The 19,080-nt window shown below is 72.9% G+C and carries 17 protein-coding genes and 1 tRNA gene; 3 read left to right on the top strand and 15 right to left on the bottom strand.

The genetic code is table 11. From position 1 onward, the window contains the following. Positions 1-251: 251 nt before the first annotated feature. Positions 252-851 (top strand): hypothetical protein, encoded by a 600-nt coding sequence (locus tag ACH4S9_RS43560; protein ID WP_398377129.1) that lies wholly within the window; start codon positions 252-254, stop codon positions 849-851. Between the two features lie 11 nt (positions 852-862). Here ACH4S9_RS43560 and ACH4S9_RS43555 read toward each other — a convergent pair whose 3' ends face one another. Continuing rightward, positions 863-2,479: a DUF4135 domain-containing protein gene (locus ACH4S9_RS43555; protein WP_398377128.1), complete on the bottom strand. Its 1,617-nt coding sequence runs from the start codon at positions 2,477-2,479 to the stop codon at positions 863-865. A gap of 108 nt (positions 2,480-2,587) precedes the next feature. Here ACH4S9_RS43555 and ACH4S9_RS43550 point away from each other — a divergent pair, with 108 nt between their 5' ends. Further along, positions 2,588-5,416: an AfsR/SARP family transcriptional regulator gene (locus tag ACH4S9_RS43550; protein WP_398377126.1), complete on the top strand. Its 2,829-nt coding sequence runs from the start codon at positions 2,588-2,590 to the stop codon at positions 5,414-5,416. A 16-nt stretch (positions 5,417-5,432) separates the two neighbouring features. Here the strand turns inward: ACH4S9_RS43550 and ACH4S9_RS43545 are convergent, their stop codons facing one another. Beyond that, positions 5,433-6,071 carry a UTRA domain-containing protein gene (locus ACH4S9_RS43545; protein ID WP_398377125.1) on the bottom strand — a complete coding sequence of 213 codons (639 nt, stop codon included), beginning with the start codon at positions 6,069-6,071 and terminating at the stop codon, positions 5,433-5,435. Between the two features lie 107 nt (positions 6,072-6,178). Continuing rightward, positions 6,179-6,260 (bottom strand) — tRNA-Tyr (locus ACH4S9_RS43540). A 191-nt stretch (positions 6,261-6,451) separates the two neighbouring features. On the opposite strand from ACH4S9_RS43540, the gene ACH4S9_RS43535 reads away from it, so the two are divergent. Beyond that, the gene (locus tag ACH4S9_RS43535; protein WP_311726617.1) at positions 6,452-6,940 is read left to right on the top strand and encodes a YajQ family cyclic di-GMP-binding protein; all 489 of its coding nucleotides are present in this window, start codon (positions 6,452-6,454) and stop codon (positions 6,938-6,940) included. A gap of 71 nt (positions 6,941-7,011) precedes the next feature. Here ACH4S9_RS43535 and ACH4S9_RS43530 read toward each other — a convergent pair whose 3' ends face one another. The 12 genes from ACH4S9_RS43530 to ACH4S9_RS43475 all read right to left on the bottom strand — a co-directional run bounded on the left by ACH4S9_RS43530 (position 7,012) and on the right by ACH4S9_RS43475 (position 18,852). Beyond that, on the bottom strand, positions 7,012-7,410 hold the full coding sequence (locus ACH4S9_RS43530) for a YccF domain-containing protein (protein ID WP_311726616.1): 399 nt from the start codon (positions 7,408-7,410) through the stop codon (positions 7,012-7,014). After that, complete coding sequence (gene htpX / locus ACH4S9_RS43525) at positions 7,407-8,270, bottom strand: zinc metalloprotease HtpX (protein ID WP_311726615.1); 864 nt, start codon at positions 8,268-8,270, stop codon at positions 7,407-7,409. Before htpX ends, ACH4S9_RS43530 begins: the two co-directional genes overlap by 4 nt. Before the next feature lie 195 nt (positions 8,271-8,465). Next, positions 8,466-10,064 carry an NADH-quinone oxidoreductase subunit N gene (locus tag ACH4S9_RS43520; protein ID WP_311726614.1) on the bottom strand — a complete coding sequence of 533 codons (1,599 nt, stop codon included), beginning with the start codon at positions 10,062-10,064 and terminating at the stop codon, positions 8,466-8,468. Beyond that, positions 10,064-11,725: an NADH-quinone oxidoreductase subunit M gene (locus tag ACH4S9_RS43515; RefSeq protein WP_361187562.1), complete on the bottom strand. Its 1,662-nt coding sequence runs from the start codon at positions 11,723-11,725 to the stop codon at positions 10,064-10,066. The genes ACH4S9_RS43520 and ACH4S9_RS43515 overlap by 1 nt, the downstream gene beginning before the upstream one ends. 3 nt (positions 11,726-11,728) lie before the next feature. Further along, positions 11,729-13,732 (bottom strand): NADH-quinone oxidoreductase subunit L, encoded by a 2,004-nt coding sequence (locus ACH4S9_RS43510; RefSeq protein WP_398377122.1) that lies wholly within the window; start codon positions 13,730-13,732, stop codon positions 11,729-11,731. Then, positions 13,729-14,151 carry an NADH-quinone oxidoreductase subunit NuoK gene (gene nuoK / locus ACH4S9_RS43505; protein WP_311726611.1) on the bottom strand — a complete coding sequence of 141 codons (423 nt, stop codon included), beginning with the start codon at positions 14,149-14,151 and terminating at the stop codon, positions 13,729-13,731. The genes ACH4S9_RS43510 and nuoK overlap by 4 nt, the downstream gene beginning before the upstream one ends. Next, a complete protein-coding gene (locus ACH4S9_RS43500; protein WP_398377120.1) occupies positions 14,151-14,774 on the bottom strand; it encodes an NADH-quinone oxidoreductase subunit J in 624 nt (207 codons plus the stop codon). Before ACH4S9_RS43500 ends, nuoK begins: the two co-directional genes overlap by 1 nt. After that, a complete protein-coding gene (locus ACH4S9_RS43495) occupies positions 14,771-15,358 on the bottom strand; it encodes an NADH-quinone oxidoreductase subunit I (RefSeq protein WP_311726609.1) in 588 nt (195 codons plus the stop codon). Before ACH4S9_RS43495 ends, ACH4S9_RS43500 begins: the two co-directional genes overlap by 4 nt. Further along, entirely contained in the window at positions 15,358-16,317 is a 960-nt protein-coding gene (locus tag ACH4S9_RS43490) for a complex I subunit 1 family protein (RefSeq protein WP_311726608.1), read from the bottom strand. The genes ACH4S9_RS43495 and ACH4S9_RS43490 overlap by 1 nt, the downstream gene beginning before the upstream one ends. After that, positions 16,314-17,831 carry an NADH-quinone oxidoreductase subunit C gene (locus ACH4S9_RS43485; RefSeq protein ID WP_398377119.1) on the bottom strand — a complete coding sequence of 506 codons (1,518 nt, stop codon included), beginning with the start codon at positions 17,829-17,831 and terminating at the stop codon, positions 16,314-16,316. The genes ACH4S9_RS43490 and ACH4S9_RS43485 overlap by 4 nt, the downstream gene beginning before the upstream one ends. Next, positions 17,828-18,481: an NADH-quinone oxidoreductase subunit B family protein gene (locus ACH4S9_RS43480; protein WP_311726606.1), complete on the bottom strand. Its 654-nt coding sequence runs from the start codon at positions 18,479-18,481 to the stop codon at positions 17,828-17,830. The genes ACH4S9_RS43485 and ACH4S9_RS43480 overlap by 4 nt, the downstream gene beginning before the upstream one ends. After that, positions 18,472-18,852: an NADH-quinone oxidoreductase subunit A gene (locus ACH4S9_RS43475; protein WP_311726760.1), complete on the bottom strand. Its 381-nt coding sequence runs from the start codon at positions 18,850-18,852 to the stop codon at positions 18,472-18,474. Before ACH4S9_RS43475 ends, ACH4S9_RS43480 begins: the two co-directional genes overlap by 10 nt. Between the last annotated feature and the right edge of the window lie 228 nt (positions 18,853-19,080).

Raw genomic sequence — 19,080 nt, 5'->3', positions numbered from 1 at the left:
GTCCCGTCCCCGCGGGCCGCGCGACAGACCGCCTCCCGGCGCCTCTGAGCCACCCGAATTCAGCGGCAGGAATACGGGTTATCGCGGCGCGCTCGACGATAAATCGCGTATTACAGGCCGCCGCCGCGTTCTCCGACCGGGCGAATTCGCCGCGGCAGCCCCCCAAAGGTAGGGGGATATTCCCCCGCCCCCGGGGGAGGTGCGCGGACCGTGGCGGACGCACAGTGGAAGCGACGGAAGGATGGAGAGATATGAGTATGCACTCATGGCGTTTCACCTCGCGTCGCATCGCAATGATCGTCGGTACCGCCTTCGCGGCGGCCGCCCTGATCGTTTTCGCGGTCTTCTATGCGTCGAGCGCCAATTCCCCACCCAAGTCGAACACACCCAAGAAATCCCATTCCGCCTCCGAGTCGGCCGCCCCACCCAAATCCGACTCCTCGGCGGACGCGACCGACCCGCCCGCGGCGGATGCCTCGCCCCCGTCGTCCGATCCCCCGTCCGCGGAGCAGCCCGCGCAGGACCCCACGGATCAGTCCGATCAGCCGACACCCGAGCAGCCCCCGTCCCAACAGCCGCAGGACACCCAGCAGCCCCAGGACACCCAGCAGCCCACGCCTGACCAGACCCAGCCCAACCCTCCCCCGCCCCCGCCGCCCCCGTCCGACCAGTCCCAGCAGCCCTCACCGGACCAGAACCAGCAGAACCCGCCGCCGCCCCCGCCCCCGCCCCCGCCGTCCGACCCGAACCAGCAGCAGCAGCCGGACCCGAACCAGTCCCAGCCGCAGCAGCAGCCGCCGCCCCAGCCGGACCCGCAACAACAGCAGCAGCAACAGCCGACCGCGCCTTAGGGCGAAGGTCGTCAGTCTGCGAAGGCCCGCTTGATCAGCGTCGTCCGGGCGGCCAGGTCCTCCTCGCCCAACCCGGCGAGCCGTCGGCGGGCCACCTCGATGGGGGCCTCCTCCAGGCAGTCGGGGATCCGTAGGCCGTCGCCGTCCACGAGGTCCCGCGAGCCGGGCGTCGACGCGAAGCAGGGCAGGTCTCCGCGGCGCAGGTCGCGCAGTTCCGAGGGCACCAGCCGCTCCCAGGGCCGGCTGCCGTCCGCGCCGAGCGCCAGCCGGGCGAGGAGCCGGTCGCGGTCGAGCGCGTCGCGGAGGACGTCGGGGTGCCGGCTGTCCTCCAGCAGGGCGGAGTAGTACGCGGTGGCGCGCGGGATGTGGCGCAGCTCGACGTCGGCGAACCGGTCCAGCAGAGCGGTCCAGCCCGCCCGGTCCGCCGCGATCGCCCGGTACGTCCATGCGAAGCCCGCCTCCAGGTCGGCCGGGGTGGGCGACGTCCGGGCGGCGGAGGCGGGCAGGGCGCGGCGGAACGGCGCCGCCATGTCGGCCACCAACGGGTACGCGCCGTGGGCGATGAGGTTCTCGTGGTGCACATCCACCCCGCACAGGGCGTGGTGCAGGGCGAGCAGCGCCCCGGTGCGCCAGGAGAAGGCGCGTACCTCCTCGGGTGTCCGGCACGGCAGGGCCTCAACGAACCGGGACCAGCCGTAGCCGTCGCGGGCCAGGGTGGCCCGGGCGATCAGGTCGCGTGGCGGGGCCTGCCGGTGGAACCAGTCCAGGACCTCGTCCCAGCCCTGATCGGCGTCGGGCGGCCACGGCCGGTGGACGACGGTGGCGCCGGTGAAGGAGACGACGGCCGCGCTCCGGCCGCGCCGGTGGGTGTCGCCCGTCCCGAAGCGTACGTCGGTGACCTCGCCGAGCCCGCCGTCGCACCATGTGTCCAGCTCGCCCAGATCGGCCACCAGCCGCTCCGCGAGCTCGGCGCGCGAGTCCACCCAGCCCGTCAGCAGGTCCCCGATATGGCGCAGCAGCACCGGGTACTCCGCCCACAGCGCCCGCTGCGTCGCGGGTTCGCCGAGCAGTCGGACGTAGTCGGCGTACCGCTCCTGCGGCGTGTCCCCGCGCAGCGGCCCCTCGAGCCTGGCCGTGCCGAGTTCGAGCGCCATGGTGCGCCCCATGATCCGCTCGATGTCCTCGCCGGGCCACGCCCGGGCCAGCAGGTCGGGGAGGGCCGTCAGCCGCGACCCCGCGGTGCTCTCGGCGACCCGGGCGCGGAGTTCGCGCTGGCTGCCGCGGACCAGGGCGGCGGCCGGGCGCAGGAGCGCCATCTCGTCGTCGCGGACCAGATACGGATACGGGTGCGGATACGCCTGCGCCGCCGGGTCCGCCTCGCCCAGGGCCGCGCGGCGGTCGGCGGCCCGTACCCACTCCGGGGTAGGCGTCGGCCAGTCCTGCCGGCACTGCGGGCCGAGGCGGCTGAGGAAGCCGTCGTAGGTGAGGCCGAGCGCGCGGACGGCCGGCTCCAGGGCCCCGCCCGGGCCGAGCGTGTCTCTCCAGCGCCTCGGATCGCCCTCCGCCGGCGACGGCGGCCTCTCGTGCAGATACGCGGCGTTGTGCCAGGGGAGCTCGCTGAAGGACATGGTCAGCAGCGTGCCGCGGCGCTGTTGGCGGAACCTTGGCCTGAACTTGAACTGGCTGCTCGAAGCCGGTTTTGGCAGGGTGGAGGCCTGACAACGGGGAGTGAGCCCATGCCGGTTGAGTTCCGTGTGCTCGGCGACGTCGGGGCGTACCTCGACGGAAGGGCCTTGGATCTGGGCCATGCACAGCAGCGCTCGGTTCTGGCCGTGCTGTTGGTGGAGGCCCGGCGCACGGTGTCGGTGGAGCAGATCGTCCACCGGATCTGGGGCGACGACGCCCCGCAGCGCGCGAAATCCACGCTGTACAGCTATATGTCGCGGCTGCGGGGGGCGTTGGCCGAGGCCGGGGAGGAGTGCCGGATCGCCCGGCGCTCGGGCGGATACGCGCTGCTGGTCGACCCCGAAGCCGTGGACCTGCACCGCTTCCGCGCCCTGGTCGAGCAGGCTCGCGCGGCCGGCGAGCCCTCGGTCGCCGCGCCGCTCTTCGATCAGGCGCTGGGCTCCTGGCAGGGGGACTTCTGCGCGTCCTGCGACACCCCGTGGATCGGCTCCGTGCGTGAGGGGTTACAGCAGGAGCGGCTCGCCGCCCTGCTGGACCGCGGCGACGCCCAGCTCCTGCTCGGCCGCCACCAGGAGCTGCTGACCGAGCTGTTCGCCCTCGTCGAGGAGCAGCCGCTCAACGAGCGCCTGGCCGGCCACATCATGCTGGCGCTGTACCGCAGCGGCCGGGCCGCGGAGGCGCTGACCCACTACGAAGGCCTCCGGCGCCGGCTGGCCGAGGAGCTGGGCGTCGACCCCGGGCCGCAACTCCGGCTGCTGCACCAGCGGATCCTCACCTCGGACCCGGAGCTCACCTCGCCCGCCCCCACCCCCGCCCCCGCGCCGGCCCGGTCGGCACGCCACCCGGTGCCCGCCCATCTCCCGGCTCCGCCGGCCAGGTTCACCGGCCGCGCCCATGAACTGGACCAGCTGGCCCGCTTCCTGGGCGGAGGGCCCGGACACGACGGCCCCCTGATGATGGCCGCGATCACCGGGCCGGGCGGCATCGGCAAGACCTGGCTGGCCCTTCAGTGGGCGCATCACCGTCTGCCGGACTTCCCCGACGGACAGCTCTACGTCAATCTGCGGGGCTTCGACCCCTCCGCCGAGCCCGTTCCGGTGGCGGCGGCGATACGCGGCCTCCTCGACGCCCTCGGGGCCGACCCCGCGGCCATACCGTCGGATGTGGAGGGGCAGGCCGGGCTGTACCGGAGCCTGGTCGCGGGCAAACGCCTGCTCGTCCTGCTCGACAACGCCCGCGACAGCGACCAGGTCCGGCCCCTGCTGCCCGGCAGCCCCACCTGCACCGTGCTGATCACCAGCCGCCACCGCCTCACCGGCCTCGCCGCCACCCATGGGGTCCGCGCCCTCGGCCTCGACGTACTCTCCGAGGCCGAGGCGCGCACGCTCCTCACCCGCCACCTCGGCGACCATCGTGTGGCGGCCGAACCCGCCGCCGTCCACACGCTCCTGAACCACTGCGGAGGACTTCCGCTGGCCGTCAGCATCCTGTCCGCCCGCGCCGCCGCCCACCCGGACCTCCCCCTCTCGGCCCTCGCCGAGGAGGTCGAGGAGGCCGCCACCAGGCTCGACGCCCTGGACACCGGTGATGTGGCCGCCGATCTGCGGGCGGTGTTCTCCTCCTCGTACCGCGCCCTCGGATCCGACGCGGCGGAGACCCTGAGCCTGCTCGGCCTCGCCCCCGGGCCCGACATCAGCGTCCCCGCGGTCGCGAGCCTCACCGGCCTCCCCGCGCCCCGGGCCCGCGAACACCTGCGCACCCTTCAGGCCGCGCATCTGCTCCAGCAGCACTCCCCCCAGCGCCACCGCATGCACGACCTCGTCCGCCTCTACGCCGCCGAACAGGCCGAGTCCCTGCCCACCGCCCACCGCCAGTCCGCCCGGCTCCGCCTGCTGGACTTCTGCGTCCACACCGCCGGCGCCGCCGCCGGACTCCTCGACCCGCACCGGGACCGGATCCCCCTCCCCGACCCCCGGCCGGGCGTCACCCTCCAGGAGTTCACCGACGAGGAGAGCGCCCTGACGTGGTTCACCACCGAGCACCCGTTTCTGCTCGGCGCGCTGGACCTGGCCCGCGCCTTCGGCTTCGACTCCCACGTCTGGTTGCTCGCTCAGGCCCTCGAGCCGTTCTTCGACTACCGCGGCCACTGGCGCGACTGGGCCGACGCCCAGCACAGCGCGCTGCTCGCCGCCCAGCGCCTCGGCGACCCGTCCTGGCAGGCCGGCGCCCATCGCGGCCTCGGCGCGGTCCACACCCAGATAAGACGCCTCGACGACGGCCACACCCACTTCCAGCACGCCCTCGACCTCTACCGCGACTCGGGCGAACCCCTCGGTGAGGCACATGCCCACCGGGGACTGAGCTGGGTGTTCGTGGAGCAGGACCGCCTGCGCGAGGCCCTCGTCCACAACGAACAGGCCCTCTCGATCTACCGGCGGACGGACCACCCCACCGGACGGGCCAAGTCGCTCAACAACGCCGGTTGGCTGCACGCCATGCTCGGCGAATACGAGCACACCCTCGACTACTGCACCGAAGCCATCGAGCTCAACCAGAAGTCCGGCAACCGCCACGCCGAGGCCGGGGCCTGGGACAGCCTGGGCTACGCGCACCACCACCTCGGCCGCCACACCGAGGCCGTCACCTGCTACCAGCGGGCCCTGGACCTCGTGCGTGAATTCGGCGACCGGTGCGGGGAGGTCGAGGTCCTCGGCCACCTCGGCGACAGCCACGCCGCCCGCGGCGCGCCCGACGCGGCCCGGTCCGTATGGCAACTCGCCCTGAAGATCGCCGACGAGATCGACCTCTCGACCGCGGCCGAGCTCCGGGAGAAGCTGGGGGCGTGCGCGGAGGACGGTCCGGGCGAGCTGCGGCGGTGATGGTGCCGGCGTTCGGTCACCACCGCTTCAGGAGGGTGGTGAAGACCAGCTCGGTGCGGTCTCCGGACAGGATGACGTCGGAGACCTCCACGACCCGGCCTTGGGTGTCGGTGGAGATCTTCCGGAGGACGATCACCGGGACGCCCTTCTTGAGGCCGAGTTCCCCGGCTTCCTCGGCGGTCGGCGGCCGGACCGTGATCCGCTCCTCCACACGGTCCAGCTCCACGCCGATCGTGTAGAGCTGGTTCTGTGTGCCGCCGGGCCACGGTTCGTTCGCGTCGTCGAGCAGCTCCGGGTTGGCCGCGACCACATCGTGGACGAGATACGAGCGCACCAGCGCGAAGGGCGAGCCCTCCTCACGGCAGTTGGCGCGGTACCTCCGCTCCAGCAGCCGGGTACCCACCGGCACACCGAACGCCGCCGCGTGATCCTCGTCGGCCTTCGCCGCGCGGTACTCGGCGCGGAAGGAGAGGTCGGTGACCGCCAGGCCGGTGTCGCGCTCCGTTACGCCCGTCTTCAGGCGCTCGGCCCGGGACCGGCGCACCCGGCCCTTCTCCCACTGATGCCGGTCGTTGTTCCGCTCCACCCGCCGACGCGGCTCGTGGGCGAAGGCCACCGTGCCATGCCTCTCGGCGATCCGCTCGTGCTTGGCCATAGGGCGCTCACCGTCCTCGGGAGGCCGGACCATCTCAGCGTATGTCCTTGCCGAACACCAACGGCCCCTGGCTGCGTTTTCGCAGCTCAGGGGCCGTTTCTTTGGCGTGGCGGCGCCAGGATTCGAACCTGGGTAGGCTAAGCCGACGGATTTACAGTCCGCTCCCATTGGCCACTCGGGCACACCGCCTGGGATGTGACCAGGGGCTCCGTTCCCACTGTCGGGAACCCCCTGGCGACGACGTAAACAATACCCGATGACAGGGGGTGCTCCGCCACCGGGTTGATCCCGTCTCGATCATGGCTGAGATGGCTAGGCTGGCCCGTGCGGTCCGGCGGGCCGTGCCCCTGACAGATCTATGTACGAGGAGCCAACTCAAGATGGCCGACTCCAGTTTCGACATCGTCTCGAAGGTCGAGCGGCAGGAGGTCGACAACGCTCTCAACCAGGCGAGCCGCGAGATCTCCCAGCGCTACGACTTCAAGAACGTCGGCGCCTCGATCGAGTGGTCGGGCGAGCGGATCGAGATGCGTGCCAACTCCGAGGAGCGGGTGAAGGCGATCCTCGATGTCTTCCAGTCCAAGCTGATCAAGCGCGGGATCTCACTGAAGGCGCTGGACGCGGGCGAGCCGCAGGCCTCCGGCAAGGAGTACAAGATCTTCGCCTCGCTGGAGGAGGGGATCTCCCAGGAGAACGCCAAGAAGGTCGCCAAGATCATCCGTGACGAGGGCCCGAAGGGCGTCAAGGCGCAGGTACAGGGCGACGAGCTGCGGGTGTCGTCCAAGAGCCGGGACGACCTTCAGGCCGTCATCGCGCTGCTCAAGGGCAAGGACCTGGACTTCGCGGTGCAGTTCGTCAACTACCGGTGACAGTGGGGCGGGCAGCCTGTGTTCGGGCCGCCCGCCCTCGGTGTCTTCCTGGGTGACGAGTGGGGCGCGGTCTACCAGCGGGCGGCCGTGAAGGGGCGGTCCGTGGAGACGATCTCGTGGCCCAGGGGGGTCAGGGAGATCGGGATCAGCTTGAAGTTGGCCAGGCCGAGCGGGATGCCGATGATCGTGACGCACAGGATGACGCCGGTGATGACATGGCCGAGCGCCAGCCACCAGCCCGCGAGGACCAGCCACAGCACATTGCCGATGCACGAGGGCGCGCCGGCGTCGCGGCGGGGGACGGCGGTGCGGCCGAAGGGCCACAGGGCGAACCCCGCGATGCGCCAGGAGGCGAAGGCGAAGGGGATGCCGATGATGGTGATGAAGAGGATCAGCCCGGCGATGACGTAGGCGCAGGCGAGCCAGAAGCCGGAGAGTACGAGCCAGATCAGATTGAGGATGGTCTTCACGGGCGGCGACCTGCCATCTCCTCGAGGCGGGCGATGCGCTCCGCCATGGGCGGGTGGGTGGAGAAGAGCTTGGCCATGCCCTCACCGGCGCGGAAAGGGTTGGCGATCATCATGTGGCTCGCGGTCTCCAGTCTGGGCTCGGGCGGCAGCGGGAGCTGCTGGGTGCCCGCTTCGAGCTTGCGGAGGGCGCCCGCGAGCGCCAGGGGGTCGCCGGTGATCTGGGCGCCGGATGCGTCGGCCTCGTACTCGCGGGAGCGGCTGACGGCCAGCTGGATGATGGTGGCCGCGAGCGGGCCGAGGATCATGATCAGCAGCATGCCGAGGAAGCCGGGGCCCTCGTCGTCGTCGGACCGGCCGATCGGGATCAGCCAGGCGAAGTTGACCAGGAACATCACGACGCTGGCGAGCGCGCCCGCGACGGACGAGATGAGGATGTCGCGGTTGTAGACGTGGCTGAGCTCATGGCCGAGGACGGCGCGCAGCTCGCGCTCGTCCAGCAGGCGCAGGATGCCTTCGGTGCAGCAGACGGCCGCGTTGCGCGGGTTGCGGCCGGTCGCGAAGGCGTTGGGGGCCTCGGTCGGGGAGATGTAGAGGCGCGGCATGGGCTGGCGCACGGCGGTGGAGAGCTCGCGGACCATGCGGTAGAGCTGGGGGGCCTCGAACTCGCTCACGGGCCGCGCGCGCATGGCGCGCAGGGCGAGCTTGTCGCTGTTCCAGTACGCGTACGCGTTGGTGCCCAGCGCGACCAGGACCGCGATGATCAGGCCCGTGCGGCCGAAGAGGCTGCCGACGACGATGATGAGGGCGGACAGTCCTCCGAGAAGTACGGCGGTCTTGAGCCCGTTGTGCCGACGATGCACGGTGTGCCCTCCAAAAGATGCCGCAAGGGAACCCTTTTTTCGCGGTTTTCGCGGTGTCTCCACCTTCCAGTGGACCCTTCCGCATTGGTCAACGCCATATGAAGGTCGCTGGTTCCCTCGTGCACACGCGGCGGGCAGTTGGGCCGTCCGGGTGAGGTCTCGGGGCGGGGGCTCGGGCGGGGGCTCAGGGTGGGGTCAGAGCAGGGCGCCGGAGGCGAAGCGCAGGACGAGCTGCGGGGCCCCGGACAGCGCGACGCCGAGCACGGCGGCGAGGCCGATGACCACGGTGAGGGAGGCGGGGACCGCGCGGGCGGCGGGGGCCGTCGGCTCCGGGGCCGCGGCCCCGGCGGCGGTCGCGGGGGCGCGGAAGAGGGCGGCCGTCCACTGGAGGTAGTAGTAGAGCGCGATCACCACATTGACGGCCATGACGACGGCGAGCCAGCCCAGCCCCGCGTCGACGGCCGCCGAGAAGACGGTGACCTTCGCGAACAGGCCGATGACGCCGGGCGGCAGCCCCGCCAGGCAGAGCAGGAAGAAGCCGAGCGCGAGGGCGGCCAGGGGGCGGGCGGCGTAGAGGCCGCGGTAGTCGGCCAGACGGCCGGTGGGGTGGGTGCGCGTCACCAGGGCGGCGACGGCGAAGGCGCCGAGGTTCACCGCGGCGTACATGAGGGCGTAGGCGACCGTGGAGCCGATGGCGCGGGACGCGCCGCGCGAGGTGTCGGCGTATCCGGCCGCCGCGATGGGGACCAGCAGATAGCCAGCCTGGGCGACGGAGGACCAGGCCAGCAGGCGTACGGCGCTGTGCGGGCGGTCGGGGCGCTGGCGCAGCGCGGCGACGTTGCCGACGGTCATGGTGAGCGCGGCCAGCAGCGCGAGGGCCGGGCCCCACACATCGGCGTACGCGGGGAAGGCGAGGACCGTCACCAGGATGAGACCGGAGAAGCCGACCGCCTTGCCGATGACGGAGAGGTACGCGGCCACCGGGAGCGGGGCCCCGACGTAGGTCTCGGGGACCCAGAAGTGGAACGGCACCGCGGCGGTCTTGAAGGCGAAGCCCACCAGAGTGAGCACGACACCGGCCTGGGCGAGGGTGGCCAGCCGCGGGTCGGTGTGGCCGAGGGCGCCGGCGATCCGGGACAGGTGGAGGCTGCCGGTGGCGGCGTAGACAAAGCTGACGCCCATCAGCATGACGGCGGTCGCGGTGACCGAGGAGAGGAAGAACTTCAGGGCGGCCTCGGAGGAGAGGCGGTCGCCGCGGCGCAGCCCCACGAGCGCGAAGGCGGGCAGGGAGGCGACCTCCAGGGCGACGACGAGGGTGGCCAGGTCGCGGGAGGCGGGCAGGAGGGCCGCGCCCGAGGCGGAGGACAGCAGCAGGAACCAGAATTCACCGGCGGGAAGTTTGCTGTGTCCCTCGCGGCCTCCGGACAGGCCCTCCGACACCTCCGACGGGGACCGGCGCTCGTGGACCTCGCTCATCGACAGCAGCGCCGTCAGCAGGGCCCCGCCGAGCACCAGGAACTGGATGACGACGGCGAAATCGTCGGCCGCGTAGCTGCATACGTTTGGATCGGAGGTCAGGCAGAAGGTGCGGCGGTCCCCGTCGCGGAGCGGCAGCAGGAACAGCGCGGCCAGGGCCAGGCCGCCCGTCGCGAGCCAGCCCAGGAGGGGTTTATTCCGTTCGGCCAGGAAAAGGTCGGCGACCAGGACGGCCAGGGCGGCCGCGGCGGCGATGGTGGGCGGGGCGATCGCGAGCCAGTCGACGGACTGGACGGTGCCCCCGGCGAGCGCGGTCATCAGTGGCCTCCCCCGAGGAGCTGCTGCACGGCCGGGTCGGTGAGGCCGAGGATGGCCGCGGGCCACAGTCCGCCGAGGACGGTGAGGACGACCAGTGGGGTCCAGGCGGCGAACTCGTAGCCGCGTACGTCGGCCAGGGCGGGGCGGGACGGTCCAGGGGGCGCTTCGGCGGCCCCCGCGGCGGTCTCGGAGGGACCGCCGGCGGTCCCGTGCGCGGGCGCCCCGGTGAGCGTCCCGCCCATCTCCGTCTCCGGGTGCTCGCCCATGCAGACGCGGCGCACGACGACGAGCAGATACGCGGCGGTCAGCAGGGTGCCCAGGCCCGCGAGCGCCATGAAGGTGAGGAAGGCGGGGCGGCTCAGCCCGTCGGCGGGGTCGAACGCGCCGAACATGGCGAGCATCTCGCCCCAGAACCCGGCGAGCCCCGGCAGCCCGAGGGAGGCGACCGCGGCGAAGGCGAGCAGGCCGCCCAGGCGCGGCGCCCTGCCGTACAGGGCGGCGCCCCCGGTGCCGGAGAGCTGGTCGAGATCGGTGGTGCCGAAGCGGTCCTTGAGTGCGCCCACGAGGAAGAAGAGCAGGCCCGTGATCAGGCCGTGCGCGATGTTGGCGAACAGCGCGCCGTTGACCCCGGTGGGGGTGAGCGTGGCGATGCCCAGCAGGACGAAGCCCATATGGCCGACGGAGGAGTACGCGATCAGCCTCTTGAGGTCGCCCTTGGCCCCGGTGCGGGCCAGGGCCAGACAGGCGAGGGACCCGTAGATGATGCCGACGGCGGCGAAGGCGGCGAGATAGGGCGCGAAGGTGTGGGCGCCCTCGGGCGCGATGGGCAGCACGATGCGCACCAGCCCGTAGGTGCCCATCTTGAGCAGCACGCCCGCGAGGAGGACCGAGCCGACGGTGGGCGCGGCGGTGTGGGCGTCCGGGAGCCAGCTGTGCAGGGGCCACATGGGGGCCTTGACGGCGAGGCCGACGCCGATGGCCAGGACCGCGATCAGCTGGGTGGTGTGGCTGAGCTTCGCGCCATTGCCGGAGGCGAGGGCCACCATGTCGAAGGTGCCGCCCTTGAGCCCGACCAGGAGGAGGCCGAGCAGCATGATCACGGAGCCGAGCAGCGTGTAGAGGATGAACCTCCAGGCGGCGCGCTCGCGCCCCGCGCCGCCCCACCGGTTGATGAGGAAGTACATCGGGATGAGCACCGTCTCGAACGCCAGGAAGAACAGCATCAGGTCGAGGACGGCGAAGGTGGCCAGGCTGCCGGCCTCCAGGAGCAGCAGCAGCGCGACGAACGCCTTCGGGGAGGGCCCGGCGGGCATGTTGAAGTAGCCGTAGAGGGCGCACAGGAAGGTCAGCAGCGCGGTCAGCACGAGGAGGGGCAGCGAGACGCCGTCCACGCCGAGGTGGATCCGGATGTCCAGCGCCGGGATCCAGCTGACGTCGGTCTGCGCCTGCATGGCGGCCGGGCGGTCGTGGTCGAAGCCCGCGGCGAGCGCGATGGCGACGGCCAGGACGACCCCGGTGACCGTGACGCCGTGCCGGAGCACGGCCTGGTCGGGACCGCGCCCGCGCAGCCCGGGCGGGGCGGGGAGCAGCGCGGCCGCCGAGCCGAGCAGAGGGAGGGCGATCAGGGCCACGAGGAGCGACTGGAGGACGGTGTGGTTCACGGCTCAGGCTCCCGCTGCGACGAGGACGGCGACGGCCAGGACGAGCGAGCCCGCGATCAGCGCGCCGACGTAGGTCTGCACATTGCCGGTCTGGGCGCGCCGTACGGCCGCGCCGAGCAGACGGGGGGCGCCGCCCGCGCCGCGCACATAGGTCTCCACGACCGCCCGGTCGAGGAAGCCGACGAGCCGGGCGGCGGCGCGCACGGGGCGTACGAACAGCGCGGCGTACAGGGCGTCGAGGTGGAAGCCCGCCGCCGCGTGGCGGTGCAGCGGGCCGAGGAGGAGACGGCCGGGGTCGGCCGGGTCGTCGGCCGCGGCGATGTCGCCGTACGCGGGCTCGTGGGCGGCGATGGCCTCGGCCTCGGAGAGCGCCGGCTCGGCGTCCGGATGGGCGGCCACGGCGCCGAGCGGGGTGCGGGCGGCCGGCGCGGTGGTGTGCCGCCAGGCCCCGTAGGTGACGAGGACGCCGACGAGGGCCAGCCCGGTGCCGAGCACGGAGGTGGTGAGGGTCGGGGCGAGGGACTCGCCGTCGAACCAGTCCGGGAGGGCGCCGAAGGCCAGGCCGAGCCCGGCGGCGGGGACGAAGAGCACCCACAGGACGGCGTTCATGACGACGGGCTGCCGGCCGTGGTCGGGGGCCTCCGTGCCCTTGCCGCGGAAGGCGAGCAGCCACAGCCGGGCGGCGTAGCCGGCCGTGAGCAGGGCGGTGAGCAGCCCGGCGACCAGGACGGTCCAGCCGACGGCCGCCGGGACGGCCGGGGCGTGGCCGGTGGCCGCGTGCTCGGCCGCGCCGAGGACGGCCTCCTTGGAGAAGAAGCCCGCGAACGGCGGGATGGCGGCGAGCGCGAGCAGCGCGACCGTCATCGTCCAGTAGGCGTCGGGGATGCGCCCCGCCAGGCCGCTCATGCGCGACATCGCGGCCAGCGAGTTCGTCCCGGCCGCGTGGATGATCACGCCCGCGCCGAGGAAGAGCAGGGCCTTGAACGCACCGTGGGCCAGCAGGTGGAAGACGGCGGCGCCGCGGTTGTCGACCGCGAGCGCGCCGGTCATATAGCCGAGCTGACCGATGGTCGAGTAGGCCAGCACGCGTTTGATGTCGTCCTGGGCGAGAGCCGCGAGCGCGGAGCCGACCATGGTGACCGCGGCCATGACGGCGAGCACGGCGAGGGCGGCGGCGGAGGCGGCGAAGACGGGCAGCAGCCGGGCGATGAAGTAGACACCGGCGGCGACCATGGTGGCGGCGTGGATCAGCGCGGAGACCGGGGTGGGGCCGGCCATCGCGTCCGGCAGCCAGGTGTGCAGCGGGAACTGCGCCGACTTGCCCGCGACCCCGGCCAGCAGCAGCAGCGCGATCAGGGTGGGGTGGTCGAGCTGGAAGTCGGCGACGGAGGAGGTCAGCCGGGTGTAGATGACGCTGATGCGGAACGTACCGGCGTCGGTCGCCAGCGCGAAGATCCCGATCAGGAACGGCACATCGCCGAGCTTGGTGACCAGGAACGCCTTGAGGGAGGCGGAGCGCGCGGCCGCGGTCTCCCAGTAGTGGCCGACCAGGAAGTACGAGCAGATGCCCATGACCTCCCAGCCGACGAGCAGCACGATCAGGTCGTCGGAGTAGACCACCAGCAGCATCGCGGCGGTGAAGAGGGAGACGAGCGCGGCGTACGAGGGGTAGCGCGGGTCGTCGCGCAGATAGCCGGTCGAGTAGATCTGCACACAGCACGCCACGACGCCGACCAGGACCGCGACCAGCGCGGCGAAGCCGTCGATGTGCAGCGCGAGATCGATGGGGAGCGAGCCGGTGACGGTGAGCCGGGTCGCGGCGTCCACGGCTCCCTTGCCGCCGCCCTGCCGTACGGCGACGAGGACGGCGAGGGCGGTCGCGGCGACGGTCGGCAGCACCGCGAGGGGGCGTACGAAACCGGGGGCGCGGCGCCCCAGCAGCAGTCCGGCAAGGGCGCCGAGGAAGGGCAGGACGGGGACGAGGACGGCGGCGGTCGTGGTCGTCACGCGGTCTGCCTCCGGGCGGGGATTCCCTGGCCGGCGCCGTCGCCTGGGCCGTTGTCGGCGCCGTTGTCAGTGGCGTTGTCAGTGGCGGCTGTCACGCTGTCTTCGGTGGGCGGGGGCTCGGCGAGGCCCCGGAGCTTGTCGATGTCGGCGGTGCCGCGGTCGCGGTGGACGAGGAGGACGATGGCCAGCCCGATGCCGATCTCGGCGGCGGCGATGGCGATGACGAACAGCGTGAGGGCCTGGCCCGCGTGCAGCGTGTCGCGGAGCCAGACGTCGAAGGCGACGAGGTTGAGGTTGACGGCGCCGAGCATCAGCTCAACGGACATCAGCACCAGGATCGCGTTGCGGCGGGCAAGGACGCCGTACAGGCCGGTGCAGAAGAGGAGGGCGGCGAGCACGGCGGGGTAGGCGAGGTGCATCAGCCCTCCTTCTCGGGGGCGCGGGAGCCGCCTGCGCGCGAGCCGCCTGCGCGAGACGGGGTGCCCGAGGTCCGCTGGGCGGAGCGCAGCCGGGACAGCACGATCGCGCCGACGAGCGCGGCGAGCAGCAGCACGGACAGCGCCTCGAACGGCAGCACCCAGTGCCGGAAGAGGCTCTCACCGGTGACCTTGGTGGACCCCTGCACTTCCCCGACGTCGATCCAGGTGGCCCGGAAGGCGTCCACGACCACCCAGACCAGGGCGCCCGCGGAGGCCACGGCCACCGCCAGGGCGGCCGGGCGGTTGCCCGAATCGGCGTCCGGCGACCGGCCGATGGGCGCCTTGGTCAGCATCAGCCCGAACAGGATGAGGACGACGACGGAGCCGACGTAGATCAGCACCTGCACCCAGGCGATGAACTCCGCCGTGAGGAGGAGGAATTCGACGGCGAGCCCGCCGAGCGTGACCACCAGCCACAGCGCGGCGTGCACCAACTGCTTGGTGGTGACGGTGACAACGGCCCCGCCCAGGGTCACGACCGCGACCAGAAGGAAGGCGATCTCCACACCGGTGGGTGACAGAAAGCCATGCCCGGCGGCCGCGAGCTGCGTTGCGGCGCTCACGAGGCCGCTCCGTCCCGGCCGGAGTCCGTGTCCGTGCCCGTGGCCTGCGCGGCCTGCGCCGCCTCGGCCGCGGCGATCTTGTCGGCGGCCTTGCGGGCCGCGGCGATCTCCTTCGGCTCCTCGGCGCCCGGGTCGAGCGCGGGCGGCGCGGGCACCGTCCACATCCACTCGCGGAGCTTGTCGCGCTCATGGGTGAGGTCGCGGATGTCCTCCTCCGCGTACTCGAACTCCGGCGACCAGAACAGCGCGTCGAAAGGACACACCTCGATGCAGATGCCGCAGTACATGCACAGCGCGAAGTCGATGGCGAACCGGTCCAGCACATTGCGGCTGCGCTCGCGCCCGCCGGGCGCGGCCGGCGGCACCGTCTCCTTGTGGGAGTCGATGTAGATGCACCAGTCCGGGCATTCGCGCGCGCAGAGCATGCAGACCGTGCAGTTCTCCTCGAACAGCCCGATGACGCCGCGGGTACGGGGCGGCAGCTCGGGCTGGACGTCCGGGTACTGCGCGGTGTGCGCCTTCCGGGTCATCGTGCGCAGGGTGACGGCCAGGCCCTTGGCCAGACCGGAACCGGGGATGCCCATCAGGAGATCACCACCTTGACGACGCCGGTGAGGGCGATCTGGACCAGTGCGAGCGGGATGAGGCCGGTCCAGGCGAGCTTCTGGAGCTGGTCCTCGCGCAGCCGCGGATAGCTCACCCGCAGCCAGATCACCACGAAGGCGAGCACCGCCGTCTTCAGCAGCGTCCACACCCAGCCCAGGTCATCGGCGAACGGACCGTGCCAGCCGCCCAGGAACAGCACCGTGGTCAGCCCGCAGAGCACCACGATGCCCGCGTACTCGGCCAGCAGGAACAGCGCGAAGCGCATCCCGGTGTACTCGGTGTACGCACCGAAGATGATCTCGGAGTCGGCGATCGGCGCGTCGAAGGGCGGGCGCTGAAGCTCGGCGAGCCCGGCCGTGAAGAACACCAGCCCGCCGACGATCTGCCACGGCACCCACCACCACTCGAACGCGTCGAGGATGCCGGGCAGCGAGACGGTGCCCGCGGCCATGGCCACGGAGGCGGCGGCGAGCAGCATCGGCAGCTCGTACGCCATCAGCTGCGCGGCCGTACGCAACCCGCCGAGCAGCGAGAACTTGTTGGCCGACGCCCACCCCGCCATGAGCGAGCCCAGCACGCCGACGCCCATCACGGCGAGCACGAAGAAGATCCCCGCGTCGATGAACCGGCCCACGGCGCCCGGCCCGACCGGGATCGCGACGAGGACGAGCAGATACGGCAGGAGCGCGACGGCGGGCGCGAGCTGGAAGACCCGCTTGTCGGCACCGGCCGGTACGACGTCCTCCTTCTGCGCGAACTTCACCCCGTCCGCGACCAACTGGGCCCACCCGTGGAACCCACCCGCGTACATCGGCCCGAGCCGGCCCTGCATATGGGCCATGACCTTGTGCTCGGTCTGCCCGACGACCAGCGGCAGCACGAGGAAGGCGAGCAGCACGGCGAGCAGTCGCAGCGCGACGTCCAGGACGTCGTTCACGCGGTGCCTCCCGCCGGGTCGTCGTTGTCGGGGTCGGGTGCGGCAGGGTCGCCGTCCGCCCCGGTGCCGGACGGCGGCTCGGCACCGATTTCCGGCGCAGCGGCGGCGCCGGGCGCGGGCTCGGGCCCGTCCGGCCCATCAGCCTGACCGGCTGCCCCCGCGCGAGGCTGTTCCTCGTCGCCGGGGACGGGGCCGCCCGTGGCGGGCGCCTTGGGCCCGGCCCCGGCGGCAGAGCCCGCCGCCTCACCGCGCGACGGCGACGCGACGCCCGGAACGGCCTGCGACGGACGGGAAGCGTCCGAGCGCGGCGGTTCGGCGGCGCCCTCGGCGGCGGTCCCTGTGCCGTCTTCCGCCGAGGCGGAGGAGCCGGGAGCCGTCGGCTCGTCCCGGGCCGGGCGGGCGTGGTGCCACGGGGCGTCGGTCGAGCGCGGGCGGGCGGCGGGGCGGTCCGCGCGCGCCTGGGCCTGACCGCCCGTCGCGGCGCGCTGGCTCGTCGAGCCCTCGCTCGCGCTGCGGGCCCGGCGCGCGGGCCGGGCGGCGCCGCCCGGCGCCCCCTCCGCGGACGTGCCCGCCGCTGTCTCCGTACTCGTGCCCTGCTGGCTCGCCGAGCCCTCACTCGCGCTGCGGGCCCGGCGCGCGGGCCGGGCGGCCTCCTCCGCCGATGTCTCGGGGCCCGTGGCGGCGCGCTGGCCGGCCGAGCCCGCGGAGGCGCTGCGGGCCCGGCGCGCCGGGCGCTCGCCCCCGGCACCTGCTGCGCCTGCCGCGCCCGCTGTGCGGGCCGCGCGCGCCGGGCGGGCGGGGGCAGGGGGGAGCTGGCCCTTGAGGGGGCCCCACTCGTTGGGGTCGGGGACGCCGGGCGGCAGCATCTGCCGCCGTCTGGGCGCGTGGGCGGCCTCGGACTCCCCCGGTTCCTTCGCGCCGGGCCATGCCTTGGCGACCCGTGCCGCGAGGACGAAGTCCTTGCGCAGCGGATGCCCCTCGAAGCCGTCCGGGAGCAGCAGCGGCGCGAGGTGGGGGTGGCCGGGGAAGTCGATGCCGAACATCTCGTGGGTCTCGCGCTCGTGCCAGGCCGCGCCCGCGTAGACGCCGGTCGCGGTCGGCAGGGCGGGCGCGTCGTGCGGGACGGTGGTGCGTACGAGCAGCCCGCGCACGGCGGGAGTCGCGGGAGCCTCGGGCGCGGCGGCGGTCGCCGGTCCGAGGGCGACGACATGCGCGGCCACGCGGAAGCCCTCGCCGGGCTCGTCGACCGCGCTCAGCCAGTCGAAGTAGGTGCAGCCCAGCGCGGAGCGGGCGGTCTCCAGCGCGGCGATCCACGCGTCGGCGGGGACGTCGACGGTGAGCAGCCCGTACGCCTCCGCCGCCGCCGCGCCCTCGCCGAACAGCTCGGCGGCAGGCCGCGGCAGCCAGCCGACCGGCGGCTGAGCGGCAGCCCCGGCGGCCCCGGCAGTCTCGGCAACGGCATCGGCATCGGCATCGGCATCGGCAGGGCGGTTCCGGTCGTCGGGCGCGGTCACGGCGTGCCCTCCTCCGTGTCCGTGGCGGCGGACGGGGCGGCCGGGGCGGGCGGCGCGACCAGGCCGCTGCGCAGCGCCGAGGCGGACGGCCGGGCGGCCCCGCCGTCACGCCCGTACCGCTCGCCGAGCGACTCGCGCGCGATCTTCTCCTGAAGCTTCAGGATCCCCTGGAGCAGCGCCTCCGGCCGGGGCGGGCAGCCCGGCACATACACATCGACGGGGATGATCTGGTCGACGCCCTTGGTGACCGCGTACGAGTCCCAGTACGGCCCGCCGCAGTTCGAGCAGGCACCGAAGGAGATGACGTACTTCGGCTCGGGCATCTGCTCGTACAGCCGCTTCACCGCGGGCGCCATCTTGTCCGTCACCGTGCCGGACACCACCATGAGGTCGGCCTGGCGCGGCCCGGGGGCGAAGGGGATCACGCCGAGCCTGATGAAGTCGTGGCGGGCCATCGACGCGGCGATGAACTCGATGGCGCAGCAGGCCAGCCCGAAGTTGAAGACCCACAGGCTGTAGCGGCGGCCCCAGTTCAGGACCACCTTCATCGGCTCGGGGGCCAGTCTGGCGAGCGCCCCGAGGCGGCGCGGCTCCGGGAGATCCACAGGTGTGGGGGCCGGCGCGGGGGCGGGGTTCGGTGTCACGTCCATTCCAGGACGCCTTTCTTCCAGGCGTACAGCAGGCCCACGGCGAGGAAGCCGAGGAAGACGAACATCTCCACCAGCGTCGTTCCGCCGTAGCCCGGTGCGGCGAACACCGTCGCCCAGGGGAAGAGGAAGATCGAGTCCACCGCGAAAATCACATACAGAAAAGCGTAGACGTAGTAGCGGACCTGAGTGTGGGCCCAGCCCTCGCCGACGGGGTCGACCCCGCACTCGTACGTCAGCAGCTTCTCCGGGGTCGGCACCACGGGCCGCAGCAGCCGCCCGGCCCCGAAGGCCACGGCGACGAAGAGCGCGCCGACCACGGCGAGCAGGCCGACCACCGAGTAGCCCTGGTAGTAGTCGGCCGCGAGCGGCATGGCTGTGGTGTGCACGGTCGTCGCCTCCGGCACGTCCGCCCCTCGCTCCCTGTCCCGCCTGCTGTCCGTCGGATTCGCAGTCGAAGCCGTGTGTTCGACGCTGCGTACGCACGGGAGTGTAGGCCCTGCCGCCGTCCAGGTGAGCCGCCCGTCCGGGATGCGGTGGGGTTACCCCTACCCACGTATGGCGACCTACCCCATGGCGGGGCGGGGGCCGGGGCGGCAATC

Source organism: Streptomyces sp. NPDC021225, from assembly GCF_044332865.1.
GTDB lineage: Bacteria > Actinomycetota > Actinomycetes > Streptomycetales > Streptomycetaceae > Streptomyces.
Note: the sequence above shows the minus strand (reverse complement) of the source record. Positions and strands in the feature narration are given on the sequence as shown.

What these genes read in the sequence shown, in the direction of transcription:
- ACH4S9_RS43560 (WP_398377129.1), top strand. Translation starts at nt 252, where the DNA reads ATGAGTATGCACTCATGGCGTTTCACCTCGCGTCGCATCGCAATGATC.
- ACH4S9_RS43555 (WP_398377128.1), bottom strand. Translation starts at nt 2,479, where the DNA reads ATGTCCTTCAGCGAGCTCCCCTGGCACAACGCCGCGTATCTGCACGAG.
- ACH4S9_RS43550 (WP_398377126.1), top strand. Translation starts at nt 2,588, where the DNA reads ATGCCGGTTGAGTTCCGTGTGCTCGGCGACGTCGGGGCGTACCTCGAC.
- ACH4S9_RS43545 (WP_398377125.1), bottom strand. Translation starts at nt 6,071, where the DNA reads ATGGCCAAGCACGAGCGGATCGCCGAGAGGCATGGCACGGTGGCCTTC.
- ACH4S9_RS43535 (WP_311726617.1), top strand. Translation starts at nt 6,452, where the DNA reads ATGGCCGACTCCAGTTTCGACATCGTCTCGAAGGTCGAGCGGCAGGAG.
- ACH4S9_RS43520 (WP_311726614.1), bottom strand. Translation starts at nt 10,064, where the DNA reads ATGACCGCGCTCGCCGGGGGCACCGTCCAGTCCGTCGACTGGCTCGCG.
- nuoK (WP_311726611.1), bottom strand. Translation starts at nt 14,151, where the DNA reads ATGCACCTCGCCTACCCCGCCGTGCTCGCCGCCCTCCTCTTCTGCACC.
- ACH4S9_RS43495 (WP_311726609.1), bottom strand. Translation starts at nt 15,358, where the DNA reads ATGGGCATCCCCGGTTCCGGTCTGGCCAAGGGCCTGGCCGTCACCCTG.
- ACH4S9_RS43480 (WP_311726606.1), bottom strand. Translation starts at nt 18,481, where the DNA reads ATGGACGTGACACCGAACCCCGCCCCCGCGCCGGCCCCCACACCTGTG.
- ACH4S9_RS43475 (WP_311726760.1), bottom strand. Translation starts at nt 18,852, where the DNA reads ATGCCGCTCGCGGCCGACTACTACCAGGGCTACTCGGTGGTCGGCCTG.